At 56.4% G+C, this 17513-nt stretch carries 15 protein-coding genes; 8 read left to right on the forward strand and 7 right to left on the reverse strand.

The window, feature by feature from the left end:
* Window positions 1-194: 194 nt before the first annotated feature.
* A complete protein-coding gene (locus tag B0G52_RS27365) occupies window positions 195-1700 on the reverse strand; it encodes a nitrate/nitrite transporter (RefSeq protein WP_094049252.1) in 1506 nt (501 codons plus the stop codon).
* A gap of 245 nt (window positions 1701-1945) precedes the next feature.
* Between B0G52_RS27365 and B0G52_RS27370 the strand changes: the two genes are divergently transcribed.
* The 3 genes from B0G52_RS27370 (at window position 1946) to B0G52_RS27380 (ending at window position 6132) form a co-directional block, all read left to right on the forward strand.
* Window positions 1946-2923 (forward strand): diaminopimelate dehydrogenase, encoded by a 978-nt coding sequence (locus B0G52_RS27370; protein ID WP_094049254.1) that lies wholly within the window; start codon window positions 1946-1948, stop codon window positions 2921-2923.
* A 169-nt stretch (window positions 2924-3092) separates the two neighbouring features.
* Entirely contained in the window at window positions 3093-4463 is a 1371-nt protein-coding gene (gene gdhA / locus B0G52_RS27375; RefSeq protein ID WP_094049256.1) for an NADP-specific glutamate dehydrogenase, read from the forward strand.
* A gap of 136 nt (window positions 4464-4599) precedes the next feature.
* Window positions 4600-6132 (forward strand): GGDEF domain-containing protein, encoded by a 1533-nt coding sequence (locus tag B0G52_RS27380; protein ID WP_158223898.1) that lies wholly within the window; start codon window positions 4600-4602, stop codon window positions 6130-6132.
* A gap of 27 nt (window positions 6133-6159) precedes the next feature.
* Here B0G52_RS27380 and B0G52_RS27385 read toward each other — a convergent pair whose 3' ends face one another.
* Together B0G52_RS27385 and B0G52_RS27390 are read right to left on the reverse strand one after the other, a co-directional pair.
* Complete coding sequence (locus tag B0G52_RS27385) at window positions 6160-7002, reverse strand: aldo/keto reductase (RefSeq protein WP_094049260.1); 843 nt, start codon at window positions 7000-7002, stop codon at window positions 6160-6162.
* A gap of 1 nt (window position 7003) precedes the next feature.
* A complete protein-coding gene (locus B0G52_RS27390) occupies window positions 7004-8236 on the reverse strand; it encodes an MFS transporter (RefSeq protein ID WP_094049262.1) in 1233 nt (410 codons plus the stop codon).
* A gap of 135 nt (window positions 8237-8371) precedes the next feature.
* Here B0G52_RS27390 and B0G52_RS27395 point away from each other — a divergent pair, with 135 nt between their 5' ends.
* On the forward strand, window positions 8372-8749 hold the full coding sequence (locus B0G52_RS27395) for a winged helix-turn-helix transcriptional regulator (protein WP_094049264.1): 378 nt from the start codon (window positions 8372-8374) through the stop codon (window positions 8747-8749).
* A gap of 119 nt (window positions 8750-8868) precedes the next feature.
* Window positions 8869-9555 carry a hypothetical protein gene (locus B0G52_RS27400; protein WP_094049266.1) on the forward strand — a complete coding sequence of 229 codons (687 nt, stop codon included), beginning with the start codon at window positions 8869-8871 and terminating at the stop codon, window positions 9553-9555.
* Window positions 9556-9574: 19 nt separating this feature from the next.
* On the opposite strand, the gene B0G52_RS27405 is transcribed toward B0G52_RS27400, so the two are convergent.
* Window positions 9575-10150, reverse strand: coding sequence for a DUF421 domain-containing protein (locus tag B0G52_RS27405; RefSeq protein WP_094049268.1), 576 nt, complete (start codon window positions 10148-10150; stop codon window positions 9575-9577).
* A gap of 167 nt (window positions 10151-10317) precedes the next feature.
* Here B0G52_RS27405 and B0G52_RS27410 point away from each other — a divergent pair, with 167 nt between their 5' ends.
* Window positions 10318-10659 carry a zinc ribbon domain-containing protein YjdM gene (locus B0G52_RS27410; RefSeq protein WP_094049270.1) on the forward strand — a complete coding sequence of 114 codons (342 nt, stop codon included), beginning with the start codon at window positions 10318-10320 and terminating at the stop codon, window positions 10657-10659.
* Between the two features lie 177 nt (window positions 10660-10836).
* On the opposite strand, the gene B0G52_RS27415 is transcribed toward B0G52_RS27410, so the two are convergent.
* The 3 genes from B0G52_RS27415 to B0G52_RS27425 form a co-directional block, all read right to left on the reverse strand.
* A complete protein-coding gene (locus B0G52_RS27415; protein ID WP_094049272.1) occupies window positions 10837-12147 on the reverse strand; it encodes an ABC transporter substrate-binding protein in 1311 nt (436 codons plus the stop codon).
* 133 nt (window positions 12148-12280) lie between these two features.
* Entirely contained in the window at window positions 12281-13117 is an 837-nt protein-coding gene (locus B0G52_RS27420; protein ID WP_094049273.1) for a carbohydrate ABC transporter permease, read from the reverse strand.
* Window positions 13117-13995, reverse strand: coding sequence for a carbohydrate ABC transporter permease (locus B0G52_RS27425; RefSeq protein WP_094049275.1), 879 nt, complete (start codon window positions 13993-13995; stop codon window positions 13117-13119). The genes B0G52_RS27420 and B0G52_RS27425 overlap by 1 nt, the downstream gene beginning before the upstream one ends.
* A 107-nt stretch (window positions 13996-14102) precedes the next feature.
* Between B0G52_RS27425 and B0G52_RS27430 the strand changes: the two genes are divergently transcribed.
* Window positions 14103-15917, forward strand: coding sequence for a cache domain-containing sensor histidine kinase (locus B0G52_RS27430; protein ID WP_094049277.1), 1815 nt, complete (start codon window positions 14103-14105; stop codon window positions 15915-15917).
* On the forward strand, window positions 15898-17505 hold the full coding sequence (locus B0G52_RS27435; protein WP_094049279.1) for a response regulator: 1608 nt from the start codon (window positions 15898-15900) through the stop codon (window positions 17503-17505). Before B0G52_RS27430 ends, B0G52_RS27435 begins: the two co-directional genes overlap by 20 nt.
* The last annotated feature ends 8 nt before the right edge of the window (window positions 17506-17513 follow it).

Below are 17513 nucleotides of genomic sequence, written 5' to 3' on the forward strand. Positions count from 1 at the left end.
ATCGACCCATAACCATGGGGATATATCTCCTTACACTGCTGATACGGTCATGAAATTAGGAATGGATTAACCCGTAACAGGGTAATTTCATGACCGTATGAGGCAGACGCTTCGCTCTACAGGAGATATATCCCCATTCTTTTTATCGATCATTTCTATTTGCCCTGACTTATGGGACAGCCTCTTGGCCGTCGTCAGGATTCGCGGCGGTAGGACGTGATGTCGCTGAACAGCGCGGCATACTGTTTGACTTCGCCGGCGTCGTTCTTAATGCTGCTGATCGTAAGCCACTCGAGATAGTGCTCCCCGTCCTTTTTGCGGTTCCAGATTTCGCCTTGCCACGAGCCCTGCTCCTTGATGGAGGCCCACATCCGTTCGTAGAAAGCTTTACTCTGCTTGCCGGACTTGAGAATGTTCGGATTGCGGCCGATCACTTCGTGCTGCTCGTAACCGGTCAGCCGGGTAAAGGAGTCGTTCACGGACAGGATCGTGCCCGAGGTATCCGTGATCATGATGCCCTGCTTGGTCGACTTGACGATGTCGGAGTAGAGGGAAAGCTTCTCCTGGTAGTACATCCAGAACACCAGAATAAGGCTGGCGAGCGCGAATTGCGACAAGGCCATGAAGCCGATCGCGTAATGTCCGGTGACGTTGTAGATCAGCGTCAGCACGAGAGGAGGGAAGAAGCCGCCCAGTCCTCCCATCGCGGAAATGACTCCGTTCGCGATCCCGGCCTGACTGACGAAGTAGAGAGGAACGAGCTTAAAGATCGTGCCGTTCCCCGTGCCGGCGCATACGGCGATGATAAGGCAGCCGATCGTATACCACGCCATGCTCGGCGCGAACGACAGCAGGATCGCCGATACGGTCAGGCCGGCGAACACCGCCATCAGGATGCTGAACGGGTTGTACTTGTCTCCGAGCCATCCTCCGATGGGCCTGAACAAAGTCGCCAGACCGATGAAACCCGCCGTTCTCATTCCCGCGTCCACCTTGGTCAGGCCGAAATGGCTGACCAGGAAGTTGGGAAGATATACAGTGAACGCGACGAAGCTGCCGAACGTAATGAAGTAGAACAGGCAGAGCAGCCATAGCTTCTCGTTGCGGTACACCGACCGAAGCTGCTGGACCAGGGAGGCTTTGTTTTTCGGTTCGCGGGCATCGCCGAATAACACATTCAGTGCCGCGAATAGAACGAGCAGAACGCTATAGAGGAGCACGGTGCGTTTCCAACCCCAGATGCCGGCTGCGACGGGGGCTCCGAAGGTCGAGATGGCAGTGCCCAGGTTCCCGATTCCGTAGATTCCGTTGACGAAGCCGTGCTTTTCTTTCGGATAGTACCTGGGGAGCGAAGTGACCCCGATGGAGAAGACGGCTCCACCGATTCCCAGAAACAGGCCGCCGACGATCAGAGCGGAGAAGGTATTCGCCGCGAAGCCGAGCCATGCGATCGGCGCGAGCAGAAGCGCGAAGCTGATCGCAAACAAAAGCCGGGCTCCGTAGCGGTTCGTCCAATAACCGATCGGAATTCTCATGAGCGATCCGATCAAGACGGGCGTCGCTGTCACCCAGGCCACCTGCCCGGAAGTCAAAGCGATGTCTTCTTTGATCGAAGGCATCAAGGAAGACAGGATCACCCAGACCATGAAGCCGAGCGTCAAGCTTGCCGTCTGCAGAGGCAGTTGTAGGTTTCTCTTCATCTTCTCATCCTCGCTTGAAATTCGTGGTTTTTATTATGCCATCGGCGAGGACTCCTTATCAGCCTGACAAGAATTGTGAATATTCTACATAAAGTTTGCACTTTATGATGAATGATTTGCACTATATTTGCACTATATAAATATTTGTTTGCATTAAAGCGTTGATGAACTTAAAATACTAAAATATCAAAGCAGAAAATTTGTTGATTTTCTACAAATTAGCGGAAAATCGCGGGAGGAAAGAGATGGGCAAGATCAAGGTAGGCATCGTCGGGTATGGCAATCTGGGCAAGGGAGTGGAGAAGGCTCTCGCGCAAAATCCGGATATGGAACTGGTCGCCGTATTTACGCGCAGGCAGCCGGATCAACTGGCTTCGGGCGGCGTGAAGTTCGAACACGTCTCGGCGGCGGAGCAGTATAAAGGCGTGATCGACGTCATGATTCTGTGCGGCGGTTCGGCAACCGACTTGCCGGAGCAGACTCCGGCCATCGCCCGCTTGTTCAATACAGTGGACAGCTTCGACACGCATGCGAAAATTCCGGAGTTCTACGACACGGTCGACGCCGCGGCGAAGCAGGGCGGCAATCTGAGCGTCATCTCGACGGGGTGGGACCCGGGGCTGTTCTCGCTGAACAGGCTGCTGGCCCAATCGATTCTCCCGCAAGGCACGGACTACACGTTCTGGGGCAAAGGCGTCAGCCAAGGCCACTCCGACGCGATCCGCCGCGTACCGGGAGTGAAAGCCGGCGTGCAATATACGGTTCCGGTGCAAGAGGTCATCGAGCGCATTCGCTCGGGCGAGACGCCGGATCTGACGACTCGCGAGAAGCATCTTCGCCAGTGCTTCGTCGTGGCCGAAGAGGGCGCCGATCGGGAAGCGATTCGCGAGACGATCGTGTCGATGCCCAACTACTTCTCCGATTACGATACGACGGTGACGTTCATTACCGAAGAGGAGCTGCAAGCCGAGCATCAGGGCATGCCTCACGGCGGATTCGTCATTCGCAGCGGCATCACCGGGGAGAGCACGAAGCAGATTATCGAATTCGGCCTGAAGCTGGAGAGCAATCCGGAATTTACCGCGAGCGTGCTCGTCGCTTATGCGAGAGCAGGCGTCCGCCTGAGCCGGGAAGGCCAAGCCGGAGCGAAGACGGTATTCGACATTCCGTTCGCGTATTTGTCTCCGAAATCGGGCGAAGAACTGCGCCGCGATCTGCTGTAATCCAGGTTCATCGCGGATTTTGATCGGCTGCGAAAAAATCTTTTATTGGAATTACAAAGCGCATTTTATTAAAATTTGTAATCAAAGATGCGCTAAAGTATAAAAAAATAATCAAAAACTGCAAACGGCGCGGCATGTCGCTACCGTTCAGTCTAAAGGAGCGTCCAACTTGACCACAGTTCTGGATAGGCAGCAAGCAGCGAAAGATTACGTGCAATCGGTTTACGAGACGGTCATCAACCGCAACCAAGGCGAAAGAGAGTTTTTCCAAGCCGTCAAAGAAATTCTCGATTCCTTGATCCCGGTCTTCGAAGTCAATCCGCATTACATCGAGCACAGAATTCTGGAGCGCATTACCGAGCCTGAGCGCGTCGTCTATTTCCGGGTGCCTTGGATCGACGACAAAGGCGTGCCGCAAGTCAACCGCGGATTCCGCGTGCAGTTCAACAGTGCGCTTGGGCCATACAAGGGCGGCCTCCGGTTCCACCCGTCGGTTAACGCGAGCATCATCAAATTCCTCGGCTTCGAGCAAATCTTCAAAAACTCGTTGACCGGCCAACCGATCGGCGGCGGCAAAGGCGGCTCCGACTTCGATCCGAAGGGCAAGTCGGAGAACGAAGTGATGCGCTTCACGCAAAGCTTCATGACGGAACTGTACCGCTACATCGGTCCGGACGTTGACGTTCCGGCCGGCGACATCGGCGTCGGAGCCCGCGAGATCGGCTACATGTTCGGTCAATACAAGCGGATCAGAAGCGGCAACGAAGCCGGCGTTCTGACGGGCAAAGGGCTGCTCTACGGCGGAAGTCTCGCTCGTAAGGAAGCGACGGGTTACGGCTGCGTCTACTTCGTGAACGAGATGCTGCAAGCGAAAGGCCTGAGCTTCGAAGGAAGCACGGTCGTCGTCTCCGGTTCGGGCAACGTGTCCATCTACGCGATCGAGAAAGCGCAGCAGCTCGGCGCGAAGATCGTGGCGTGCAGCGACTCCAACGGCTACATCTACGATCCGAACGGAATCGATCTGGATCTCGTGAAGCAGCTGAAGGAAGTTGAGCGCAAGCGGATCAGCGAGTACGTTCTTAAGCACCCGCACGCGGTTTACACGCCGGGCTGCGAAGGCATCTGGTCGATCCCTTGCGACATCGCTCTTCCTTGCGCGACGCAGAACGAGATCGACGAGAAAGACGCCGAGCTGCTCGTGAAGAACGGCGTCAAGGCGATCGGCGAAGGCGCCAACATGCCTTCCACGCTGTCTGCTATCGATGTCTTCCTGAACAACGGCGTCCTGTTCGGACCGGCCAAAGCGGCCAACGCCGGAGGCGTGGCGGTGTCCTCGCTGGAAATGTCCCAGAACAGCATGCGCTTGTCCTGGACGTTCGAGGAAGTCGACGCCAAGCTTCACGACATCATGCGCAACATCTATCGTCACAGCGTCGAAGCGGCTGACAAGTACGGCTATCCCGGCAACCTGGTCGTCGGCGCGAACATCGCCGGCTTCGTCAGAGTCGCCGACACGATGATCGCTCAAGGCGTCGTATAAGAACGGTTCCCGAGAACGGCAAGCAATAGCACTCATTCAATGAAGCGGCCATGGATTCCATGCGCCGCTTCTGCTTTTAATGTGATAAAATAGGCACAGCATTCCTATCTCGATGATCGGAAGAGACGTGATCGACGTGAGTCAATCGGAAGTATGGACGTTTATGTTCGCTTACTTGCTCCCGATTCTTTTTTTTGCGTACATGGGGACAGACGTCATGGTCCGCAACTCTCGAAAGGTCGAACACCGGCTGCTCGGTCTGACTTCCGTCGTCTATATTTTGCTGTTCGCGGAAGAATACGTCCGGCACCAGCTTCCGATATCCGACAGTCCGGCGTTGGTCGCCCTATGGTTCTCTAACGTCGGCGTCATCATGCCGGGCTTGGGCTTTCATTTCCTGGCGAAGTTTGCCGGGATGGACAAGCTCATGCCTCGTTACCTCTATCCCGGCGTTTTCTACCTGCCTCTTGCCGTCATCGTCGTGAACGTGCTGGGCCGGCAGAAGATCATTTCCTCCAGCGAGTTCGTCCAGAGCGGAGTATGGAAGTACCCCGTCTACGACACCCCTTACTATGCCGCGCTTACGGTAAGCATTTTCGTCAGTACGTTGTATCTGGTCGTGTTATATATAGGAAGAGCCAGGACGTCCGCGCCGGAGCACAGGGCGATTTTTCGTCTGCTCATCTTCAGCGTGCTGCTCTGCACGTGCTGGCATGTGGCGTTCGGTTACTTTCAGTTCGAGGGGCTTCCTCCGTATACGTACATCTACGGCGGAGTGATCTGGTGCTTTATGCTCCGTCTGGCGATGATCCGTTACGAATTTCTGGATTTCGCGTCCAAGCGGTACGAGAAATTGTTCAGCCTGAATCCGGCGGCGATCCTGCTCGTCGAGCAGTCGGGGAAAATCAAGGAGGCCAACCCGAGCGCCAGGAAGCTGTTCGAGCGCATCGATACGAATCGGCATTCGCTATTCAGGTTCATCGATCAGGAACTGCGGCAGACGATTAAAAATAAACGGACGATCAAAGATTACGAGACGTCGATCCATAACGGAAACAAGCGTCTGCACGCGCTGATCGACGGCGATTACGTATCCGTGGACAGCGAGCCGCATCTTATCCTGATCGTCCGGGATGTTACGGAGCAGAAGGAAAGCCAGGAGCAGATCCGCTTTCTGGCTTTCCACGATCCGCTGACGAGATTGCCGAATCGCAGATACTTCTACGACAAGCTGGAGGAAGCGATTCGCGGCGCCGAGAGGGACGGGCTGAGGCCGGCGGTCGTTCTGATCGACCTGGATCGGTTCAAGGAGACGAACGACAAGCACGGGCACGAGGCGGGGGACGAGGTGTTGAAGCATGCCGCCCGGATCATCGGGGAGACGGCGGAGCCGATCGGCATGGCCGCCAGGCTCGGCGGGGACGAGTTCGTCCTGTTCGTTCGCCACGCGCCTTCGAACGACTTCGTGGAGGAAACGATCGGCCGGCTTGAGCAGAGAATAAGCGAAGAGAAGCTGGCGTACCGCGAGCAGCTGCTCCCGATTTATATGAGCATAGGCGCCAGCCGCTATCCGGAGGATGGTCGCGATGCCGACGCTCTGCTGATGAGCGCCGACAAAGCGATGTATGAGGTCAAGAGAGCGAGGAAGACGCAGACTGCGGGACGCTAGGGCGTGTATGCAGACACGCCCCAGCAATCAGAAATCGAAATTGTCGGGGTCCGGTCCGACGCGCCGGTTCTCGTTCAAGCCGTCGATTCGTTCCATGTCCTCCCCGCTCAGCTCGAAGTCGAAAAGCCGGGCGTTCTCGATAATCCGATGCTCCTTGGTCGACTTCGGGATCGTTATTACCCCGTGCTGAAGATCCCAGCGCAGAATGATCTGGGCGACGGACTTGCCGTATTTGGCCGCGAGTTCGTTCAGCACGGGATCGTCCAACAGCTCTCCCTGCATCAGGGGAGACCAGGCTTCCAATTGAATGCCCTGCTCCCTCGTATAGCGGAGCAAATCCTTCTGCGTAAGGCGAGGATGGAACTCGACCTGATTCACCATCGGCTTGACGGACGCGTCCTGCATCAGATCCTCCAGATGATGAATTTGGAAATTGCTGACACCGATCGCTCTCACTCGACCTTCCCCGTACAGCGTCTCCAGAGCTCTCCACGCTTCCTTGTATTTCCCTTTAACCGGCCAGTGGATCAAATACAGATCCAGATAATCCAGCCCAAGTCGCTCCAGACTGGCTTCGTATGCGTCGAGCGCGGATTCGTAGCCCAGATCGGCGTTCCACACTTTGGAAGTGACGAACAATTGGTCCCGGGCGAGCCCGTTGTCCGCGAGCGCCTCCCGAATACCCTGGCCCACTCCCTCTTCGTTCTGGTAGATGGCAGCCGTATCGATGCTGCGGTAGCCATGGGCAATGGCCGTTTTGACGGCTTGAACGAGCTCCGGCCCTTCCTCGACTTTGAATACGCCCAGTCCGAGCCCGGGCATGCGCACGCCGTTGTGCAGAGGTACGGTGTCTTGAAGATTTTGAATCATATCAGTTCATCCTCCATTGCAGAGCGGATTTGCTTTGCTCGATTGATTTGCGGGTTTGATCTTGGTTTTCCAGAGAGCGGGCCCAGGCCGTCAGCAGGACGGCGCCCAGCACCATGATCGCTCCGATCCAAGTCGTATGGATCAGTCCGACGGAGTCGTTGACGACGCCCCCGAGATAAGCTCCGATGGCGATTCCGGCGTTAAAAGCGGCGATATTGACCGCGGAAGCGACGTCCTTCGCTTGAGGGGACAGACGTTCTGCCAGCGTGACGACATAGACCTGCAAGCCCGGCACGCTCATGAAGGCGAACAGCCCCATGAAGAAAAGGGTGACCAGTCCCGCGATCTTGAACGGGGCGGTGAAGGCGAGCGCGATCAGTACAGCGGCTTGGGCAATAAACATGTAGAGCAAAGCCGCAACGGGCTTGCGGTTGGCCGCTCTGCCCCCGATCGCGTTGCCGATGGCGATCGCGACGCCGTATAGGAGCAGAATGACCGCGGTCGTCCGATCCGCGAATCCGGCAATCTCGGTCAGCAGCGGGGACAAATAGGTGAAGACGACGAACGTTCCCCCGTAGCCGAGCGCGGTCATCGCGAAGACGAGCAGCAGCCTGCCGTTTACAACCAGCTTCGCTTGGTCGCTAAGTCGTACTTTCTGGCCCCGGCCGAGATCGGACGGTACCCAGGCGAGATTGGCGAAGAGCGCCGCAACTCCGACCGCGACGATGGCCAGGAAAGCCGCGCGCCACCCCAATTGCTGGCCGATGAACGTGCCCAGCGGCACTCCGGTAACGGTCGCCACGGTCAGTCCGGAGAACATGACCGAGATGGCGCTGGCCCTTCGCGACGGAGGGACGAGATCGGCGGCGATCGTGGAGCCGATCGACATGAATACGCCGTGCGATAGGGAAGCAATGATCCGCGCAGCGAGCAGGACGGCGATGCCGTCCGCCGTCGCGGCCAGCAGATTGCCGGCGATGAAGACGATCATCACCCAGAGCAGCAGCGTTTTCCGGGATATCCGGGAAGTCAGCGACGTCAGGATCGGGGCTCCGAGCATGACGCCTAACGCGTATAAAGTAACGGTTAACCCTGCGGCGGTAACCGAGATATGCAAATCTTCGGCGATGAGCGGCAGCAAGCCTACGCTGATGAATTCCGTCGTGCCTATGGCGAAGGCGCTGACGGCGAGCGCCAGTAGGGCAAGGGAGCTTCTTCTATTCAAGGATGTCATTATTTTCACCTCTGCATGCTTGTCGTATCCGGCCGGTAGCTGCTATTATGGACCCCTGATCCGAAAATGAATAGTACGTACTTTTTTGTGCTATAGATACTTATTAGTGCCTATATATCGAGGAGGGCGAGAGTTATGGCGAAGGAAACGGCAGTCAAGAAAAAGTACAATATCTCCGTCGAAGCTACGCTGGAGGTGATCGGCGGCAAGTGGAAGTGCGTGATTCTGTGCCATCTGACTTACGGGAAGAAGCGCACGAGCGATTTGAAGCGCCTGATGCCGGCGATCACTCAGAAGATGCTGACCCAGCAATTGCGGGAGCTGGAGGAGGACGGCATCGTGAAGCGGATCGTCTACAACCAAGTGCCTCCCAAAGTGGAGTACGAGCTGAGCGAATACGGCTGGAGCCTGAAATCGATTCTGGATTCCCTATGCGCCTGGGGAGAGTCGCATATTATCCGGGAGTACGGGGACAAGTTTGCCGTTCTGGAGGACAACGTTCTGAATCGGTAGGCAGCAGAGCTTAGAGGGACTTTCGTCCGATAAATGGGTGAAAATGGTTAGGATAAAATACCCATTCATAGTATTATTGGACAGTATGAAGTTAACTAGGCGAAGGACGTGCAGCTGGAATGGAACGTTTTTTAGGCTTTTGCGCAGTACTTATCGTAATCTTGTACGGATCGCAGGCATTAAGCGGGGAGTTTGACGACGCTTATCAGTTGAAAGCCGTTGTGGCGGCCTATTCCATCGTAAACGACAGCGATAGCGCCGACGACGGATTGGACGGGCTGCTGGCCGCCAGCGTCGGGGAATACAGCAAAGCGGATCTCGTGGCTCTCATGGAGATGATGGGACCGTCCGTCAAGAAGATGGACGCCAAGACGAAGCGGGAGATGGCGCTTGCCTTCGGGGAGACCGACATCCGCTACCATTTGAAGTTCAAGTCGGGCAATTACGTGGCGACGTCGCTCGATTTCTCGACGAACGCGCTCTACAACTTCTCCTATATCGTCAACACTCCATCCAAGCTGCTGCACAATATCAAGACGGACATCGCGATCGAGAAGGATTATTTTGCGAACGCCGGCATGCTTAGCCGGGGAATCGGCGTCGGCATGAAAGTCGCGTTTATTTTCTGGGACATTCTGCACGCCGTTACCGGAATCGGACTGGCTCTCGTTATGCTGTTTCTGGGCAGCATCATCGGTTTGCTGTTCCATCCGATCCACAGCATCGTCAACCTGCTTCCCGCCCTTTGGAACGGATGCGTTACGCTCTGGCATGCGATTGCCTATCTTTTTAACGTGTTTAGATAATTGGGGGCGCAAGCGAGCGCTACTGAAGCTTGGGGTCGATCGGGGCCGCATGTCCGCTGTCGCGAACTTCCTGGAAGATCGGGTCCGGACTCGGCGGGAGAGGGAGATGCTTGGCGAGCAGCGCCTCCAGATCGCGCACGGTGGCCGGACGCGCCTGCGGCTTTAATTCCACGGCAAGCTGTCCGTTGGCTTCGATCGTCGCCGTCTGGACATCCCGCACGTCTTGTACGCCCTGTTGCCGCAATTGCATCTCCAGCTTATCGACGGTCAGCCTCATTTTGCGCAGCTCCGGATGCACGTATCGGCCGTTGTCGATGATGACTTTGGCGTGCCCGTTGAGCAGCCGTTCGATCCATTGGAACTTCATCTCCAAGTATTCGATCAGCAGCAAAGTAAGAATAAACACGCTCGCCGATCCGATGGCGATCGACAGATGATGATTGGCGATCGGCTGCACGATCGTCGTGCCGATCGAGATCATGATGACGGTCGTAGCTACGCTCATCTGCGAGATCGACTTGCGGCCCGCGATGCGCAGCAGCACCATGCCGACCAAGACGAGCAGAGCCGAATGCCAGATCCATTGCCAGTCCATGTGTTTGCCTCCAATATTTCGCGTCTTCGTCCTCTTAGCATGGGAAGCGCGAAGTCCGCTTATGCGCAATGTGCTATAATGGATTCACTCGCAGCAGGGAACCCGTTGTGGTCCACGAATCGAAAAGTATCAAATCCGCTGCAAATTCGCCTTTGGAGGATACGACAATGTCCAGCTTACCGAATTGCCCCGAATGCCAATCCGAATACACCTACGAGGATAGAGGAATCTGGATCTGTCCGGAATGCGCTCACGAATGGAGCGCCGGGACGGAGGCGGAGACGGGCGAGGAGGCCAAGGTCGTCAAGGACGCCAACGGCAATATTCTGCAAGACGGAGACACGGTCACCGTGATTAAAGACCTCAAGGTCAAAGGCAGCTCCCTCGTCGTCAAAGTCGGAACGAAGGTCAAGAACATCCGCCTGGTCGAAGGGGATCACGACATCGATTGCAAAATCGACGGCTTTGGAGCGATGAAGCTGAAGTCGGAATTCGTGAAGAAGGCTTAAATTAAGGGCAAGATGAGCGAATTGGCAGGGAAGAGCGCGGTTATTCGCAGCATAAAGGCCGGAGAGTCACCATAAGGTGTCTTCCGGCCTTTATGCGTTGACGGGCTTATCGGTCGGCTAATCCGGCTTTGATCAGGAAGCTTCTGATCAGCTGGGCCGCTTCGGCCAGTGTGGGAATTACTTCTTCAAGCTGTCCCAAGTGCTTTGGAACGCTTCAAGCATCTTCTCTTTCGTGAGCTGGCCGCCCACGTAGCCTTGCATGGAGTCGCCGAACTTTTTGCTGGACGCCTCGCCTTGCGGGAACTTGAACCAGTTCCAGGAGAGCACTTTGCCTTCTTGGTTGTACTTCATGATGTCGCTGGCCAGAGCGCCGAGATCTTCTTCCGTCGCGGAGATCGTCGTCAGCGCCGGAATGAACTTGAACTCTTGCGTAATGAACCGCTTGCCCGTGTCCGAAGTAACCATCCAGTTCAGGAACGCTTTCGCTTCTTCCTTCACCGCGGAGTTTTTGTTGACGACCCAGTTGTTCGGAACGCCGACGAACAGCTTGTCGTTCGCGGCCGCGTCTTCCGAGATCGGCATCGGCAGGAAGCCGATGTTGACGTCCGGGTTCGTCTTCGAGATTTGCACCTGCGTCCAGTTGCCTTGCTGCGTCATCGCGGCTTTGCCGGTCGCGAATTCGGTCACTTGCGTGTTGTAGTCGGTTTGAAGCGGGTTTTTGCCGCCGTATTTCACGGTCAGGTCGAACAGCTTCGTCCAGTTCTCGAACACTTCGTTGCCCGGGATCTTCTGGCTGCCGTCGTTCAGGCCGGCGATGAACGCGTTCGGATCGGCTTGATAAGCGAACGGCAGGTTGACGAAGTGGTTGCCGAGCACCCACCATTCGCCGTAGCCGTTAATGAACGGGGTAATGCCGTTGTCTTGCAGCTTCTTCGCCGCATCCTCAAGCTGGGACAGCGTCTTCGGCAGCTCGGTGATGCCGGCTTTCGCGAACAGGTCTTTGTTGTAGATGAAGCCGTAGCCTTCCACGCCGATCGGCATGCCGTACAGCTTGCCGTCGTGGGTCATCGGTTCGTCCGTGCCCTTGACCAGATCTTTCACCCAAGGCTGATCGGACAAATCTTCGAGGTTTTCCAGCCACAGGTCCAGGTCGGAGAAGCCGCCGTTGTTGAAAATGTCGGGCTTGTCGCCGGAGTTGAACTTCGCTTTCAGCGCGGCGCCGTAATCGGCTCCCCCGCCGACGGTCTCGATTTGAACTTTGACGCCGGTTTCTTTCTCATATTCGTTAACGAGGTTCTGCAGCTGCTCCGCGATCTCTACTTTGAACTGGAACATTTTGATCGTGACGTTTTTCTTGGGCGATTCGCCCGCCGGAGAAGACGCTCCCGGAGAGTTGGCGGCGTTGTTGTCTTTCGCGCCTCCGCACCCGGACAGGACGGCGGTGAGGGCGAGAGCGGCGGACATAAGCATCATGGATCTTTTTTTCATTTGCAGTGATCCTCCCTTATAATGTCTTTACTGTAACTATTTTAATTTTATTGAATTAACATCAAACCCGACACCGAGAAAATTGAACGATTAGGGGGAACTTATTGTCATCCCCGCCAACCGGTTCAATAGATTACCCTTTGACTGATCCGGCGGTAATTCCTTCGATAATGTGCTTCTGCATGCCCAGGAAGAAGAGAATGATCGGCAGCACGCCGAGCGTCAGGGCGGCCAGGGCGAGATCCCACTGTTTCGTATATTGGCCGAAGAACGAGTACGTTGCAAGCGGAATCGTCCGCGTCTCCGGTCCGCTGATAATGAGCAGGGGCAGCAGGAAGTCGTTCCAGATCCACAGGCTGTTCAGCAGGACGATGGTGACGGTGATCGGCTTGAGCAGCGGGAAAATGATGCGCCAGAATACGCCGAACACGGAACAGCCGTCCACGATGGCCGCTTCCTCGATCTCCAGGGGAATCGACTTGACGAAGCCGTGGTAGAGGAACAGGTTCAGCGAGACCCCGAAGCCGAAGTAGCAGATGACGACACCCCAGATCTCGTTCAGGAAGCCGATCATGCCGGCCAGCTTCACGAGAGGGATCATGATCGACTCGAACGGGATGATCATCGCGGAGACGAACAGCAGGAACAGGATTTGGTTGACCCGGTTGTTGTTGCGGACCATGCGGTAAGCGGCCATCGCGCTGATGACGACGAGACCGACGTTGCTGGCCACGGTGATGATCAGGGAGTTCAGGAACACCTTCGGAAAGTTCATGATCTTCCACACTTGCTCGTAGTTATGGAAGCTGAAGCTTTTCGGCAGGCTCGTCGTATTCACAAGAATCTCGGCGAACGGCTTGAACGAGTTCGACAGGACGAAGTAAAACGGGACCAGAAACACGATCGCGACCAGGATGCCGAGCGCTTCGAGAGAGAACAGGCGGCCCGTATAGCGTTTGTGAGCTTCCATCAGGATTCCACCTCCCGTTTCTTGGTCAGGGTCACTTGAAGAATGGTGATCACGGCGACGATGAGGAAGAAGATGACCGCCTTGGCGCTGCCGAGGCCGAGCGCGTTGTTGCGGAACGCTTCCTGGTAGATGTTAAGCGATACGGATTCCGTCGAGTTGAACGGACCGCCCTTCGTGAGCGACATGATCAGATCGAACACCTTGAAGCCCCAGGACAGCGTCAGGAACAAGCAGACGGTAATGGACGGCATAATGAGCGGCAGCGTGATCTTGTAGAGCATCTGCAGCCGAGTAGCGCCGTCGATCCGAGCGGCCTCGATCATGTCCTTGGGAACGTTGGTCAAGCCGGCGATGTAGATGACCATTACGTAGCCTGCGCCTTTCCACACAGTGACGATGATCAGTCCCCAGAACGCGGTCGGCGCGTCGCCGAGCCAGGGAAGGTTGAAGAACGCAAGGCCCGTCAGCTCCCCGATCGAAGCGAACCCTTTTACGAAAATAAAGCTCCAGATAAACCCGAGCAGCAGCCCGCCGATGACGTTCGGCATGAAGAAGATCGTCCTCAGGATGTTGCGCAGCTTCAATGCCTGCGTGAGCAGCAGCGCCAGCAGGAAGCCGACGAGGTTCGTCAAGATCACGCTGACGATGGCATAGCGGAATGTGAACAGGAACGACTTGTAGTAATCGGGGTCGTTGAACATAATTTTTTTATAATTTTCGATCCCGATCCATGTTACTGTTGTACTAACCCCGTTCCATTCGGTGAAGGAATAGTAGAGGCTCATGAAGAACGGGATAACGAGGATGATCGTAAAGAAGATGACGGCAGGTCCGATGAACAAGAGCTGGTAAAGCTTTCTCTGACGTGCGTTTTCCATGGCGGTTTCCCCCCTTAAGTACATAGTGCTTTCGCGATTATTACCCAAGTATAGGCATTCGAACGCGGGGCTCCCACTGACTCTGATGATCAAAGAGGTGGAATTTATTGATCTTTACCAGTATCCGAACGAAAATGATGCTGTTCCTGCTGGCAGCCACGTTGATTCCGATTCTGGCCTCGATTGTCATCACCTACAGTCTGACGACGAGCAAGGTGACGAAGGAGACGCTGAAGAGCAACGCCGACTTGCTGTTCCAGGGCAAGACGAACTTGCTCAATTACATGAACGCGGCGCAGCAGTCGACGTTTATTTTCTACAACGACAGCAGGCTGTTCGCGATTTTGGACGACGGCATCCGGGATTACAAAGACGACCAGGAAATTTATCGCGGCCTGATGCTGCTCAGCTACACGGCTAAGGATTTCGAGCAGGCCCATCTGTATCTTCGCGAGAGCGACCTGCACTATCTCATCATCAATAACCGGTCCAAAAGAAGCTTCAAGGGAGACGGGGACCGGTACATCCCTTCCGGCTTGGCCCGGGGGAATTCCTACGTTCAGCCGCCCCATCCGGTGGACAAGTTCGGAAGAACGGACATTCCGACGACGACCGCCGATCAGGTGCTCACCATTCACAGCTCGTTGTATTATTTGGCGGCGAAGGAGGAGCTCGGCACGCTGTCGATCGATATTCGGCTGGACGGCATCCGCGCCATTGCCGAGCAGCTGTATTCGGCGGGCCGGGAAGAGCTGTACATTCTGGACGACGAGCGGCGCGTGATCTACAGCTCCATCGACCGCGGCGGCGGGCAGCGGCTGCAGGCCGATTGGGTCGACCGCGTCGTGGGAGCAGCCCAGACGAGCGGCAACTTCTCTCTGAATCAGGATGGCTTCTCGGGGGAAATTGTATACGATAAAATGGAAACGCAGTTCTTGAACTGGACGTTGGCGAAACGAATTCCAAACGAAACGCTGCACCGGACCGCCCGGGAGGTCGCGCTGTTCAACAGCGGAATCGCCGTCCTGTTCCTCGTGCTGACGATGCTGGCGACGGTATTGATCACGTTCCGGCTGACCGCGCCGATCAAGAAGCTGATTCGCAACATGAACCAGATTCAGAGCGGCAATCTGCAGGTGACGATCGACGTCGATCGGAAGGATGAATTCGGAATATTGGCGCGCAGGTTCCAGCTGGCGATGGACACGATCAACGAGATGATCATTCGCGAGTACGAGCTCGAGCTGGCCCGCAAAACGAACGAATTGAACGTGCTGCAGGTGCAGACGAATCCGCATTTTATCAACAATGCCTTGCAGTCGATCGGGACGCTGTCGCTGCAGAAGCAGCAGCCGGAAATCTACAATCTCATCTTCTCCTTGGGCAAAATGATGCGCTACAGCATGAACACGGGAGAACCGATCGTGACGCTCGAGCGGGAATTGGACTATGTCAAAGCTTACGTTTCCCTTCAGCGTCAACGGTTCGGCGAGCAGCTTCGTTATACGGTTAAGGTAGACGAGCCGCTGCTGAATCGGCCGATTCCGAAGATGATCGTGCAGCCGCTTGTCGAGAACTACTTCAAGCACGGCTTCGACGCGGGCAAGGAAGATTCGGAGATCGCCATCTACGGCTCGGAGTCGGCGGATCGCCGATGGATGAGTCTGGAGGTTTGCGACAACGGCAAAGGCATGAGCGCTGCGGAGCTGAGGGCGCTGCGGGAGCGGCTGTTCCAATCGAAGGGCGCGTGGGCGACCGGGGAATCGGGAATCGGGCTGCCTAACATTTTGTCGCGGCTCAAGCTTTACTACAACGAATCGGCCAAGCTTGAAGTCAAGCCAGGCAAGTCGGGCGGCTTAAGCATCGTGCTGTGGATTCCGATCGACGGGGAAGGAGACGACCATGAGAGCGCTAATCGTTGACGACGAACGGCATGTCCGGGAAGCCATTCGGCTGCTGGTGGATTGGCAAGCGCACGGCATCGAGGAAGTGATGGAGGCGCAGGACGTCGCATCCGCGATGGAGCGGATCGGTCGGGACCATCCCCAGATCGTGTTCACGGACATGATCATGCCGGAGAAATTGGGCACCGATCTGCTCGCCTGGATTCGGGAGCACGAGCCGGCCGCCAAGGTGATCGTCATCAGCGGACACGACGATTTCGATTTCGTGCGCAAGACGGTGCTGTACGGGGGAATGGACTACATTCTGAAGCCGATCGATCCCGAGCAGCTGAACCAGGCGGTCGCCAAGGCGGTCGAGAGCCGCAAGCAGGAGGACGAGGGTACGAAGCAGGAGCAGCGCAAGGCGATCGAGATCAATCAGCTGCGTCCGGTGTACTGGGACAAAATATTGACCAACCTCGTGGAGGACCCTTCCTACTACTCGTCGATCGCCGAGACGCTGAGAACCGAATTCGGGCTGTCCGAGGACGATCGGCTCTGCCGGGTGGCCGTGCTGGCGACGGATACGATCCATCCGACGATCCGCAGCAAGTTCGCCGGAAGCGAGGACTTGCTGTATTTCTCCTTGCTGAACATCTGCAATGAGATCGTCCGCAGGCATCGGCACGGCGTCGCATTCCGGCACGAGCACGGGGCGATCGTCGTTCTGCTGTGGAAGCAGACGGGCAATGCCCCGGCGCTGCTGGACACGGTCAACGGCGGCATCCGGCAGGCGTTCGGCAGTCCGTTGGAATTTTGTCTGGGCGGCGAGAGACCGCTGCCCGGCGGCATCAAGCAGTCGTATCACGAGGCGAACATCGTGCTGCGCCAGCGCAACATGCGCGCGTCCCGGCCCCGCGTCCGCTGCTTCGATCCGGACGAGAATCCGCGCTTGTCGGCGATTCACTTGTCGGAATTCGAGGACCGGATGAGAACGGCTTTGCGCAGCGGGCAGGAGCAGCCGATCCGGGACATCGTGCGGCTCTGGATGAATCAGGTCGAGCGGATGAGCTATATCAATACCGAGCAGCTGGAGCTGTGGAATCACGAGTACAGCGTCATCCGCGCGCGCTGGCTGAAGGAATTGTTCGGGGACTTGCCGGCGGTGCCGAGCCGCTCCGCGGAGTCCGCGTTCGCGAACGCTCCGGTGGATCAGGAAGGGTGCCTGGTGCTGTCCGCGCTCGCGGAAGGGCTGGAGCAGGATCTGCTGCAGCTGTCCCGCCAGTGGGCGGAGCATCAGCGGCAGGATGAGCACGTCATCTTCGAAATCGTCAAATATATCGATTCCCGTTATGCCGAAGAGATCACACTTCAGGATTTGGCCGATCGTTTCTTCCTCAGCAGGGAGTACATCTCGCGCAAGTTCAAGCAGCAGTTCCGCGAGAACCTGTCCGACTACATCGAACGCGTGCGCATGGAGAAGGCGAAGCTGCTGCTGATGAATCCGCAGTACCGCATCGCCCAGGTCGCGGAGCTGGTCGGCTACAAGGACGAGAAGTATTTCAGCAAAGTGTTCAAGAAGCAGGAGGGACTGTCCCCTAACGAGTATCGGAAGCGGGAGAAGTAAGCGTAGGG

Source organism: Cohnella sp. SGD-V74 (assembly GCF_003001675.1).
GTDB lineage: Bacteria > Bacillota > Bacilli > Paenibacillales > Paenibacillaceae > Cohnella.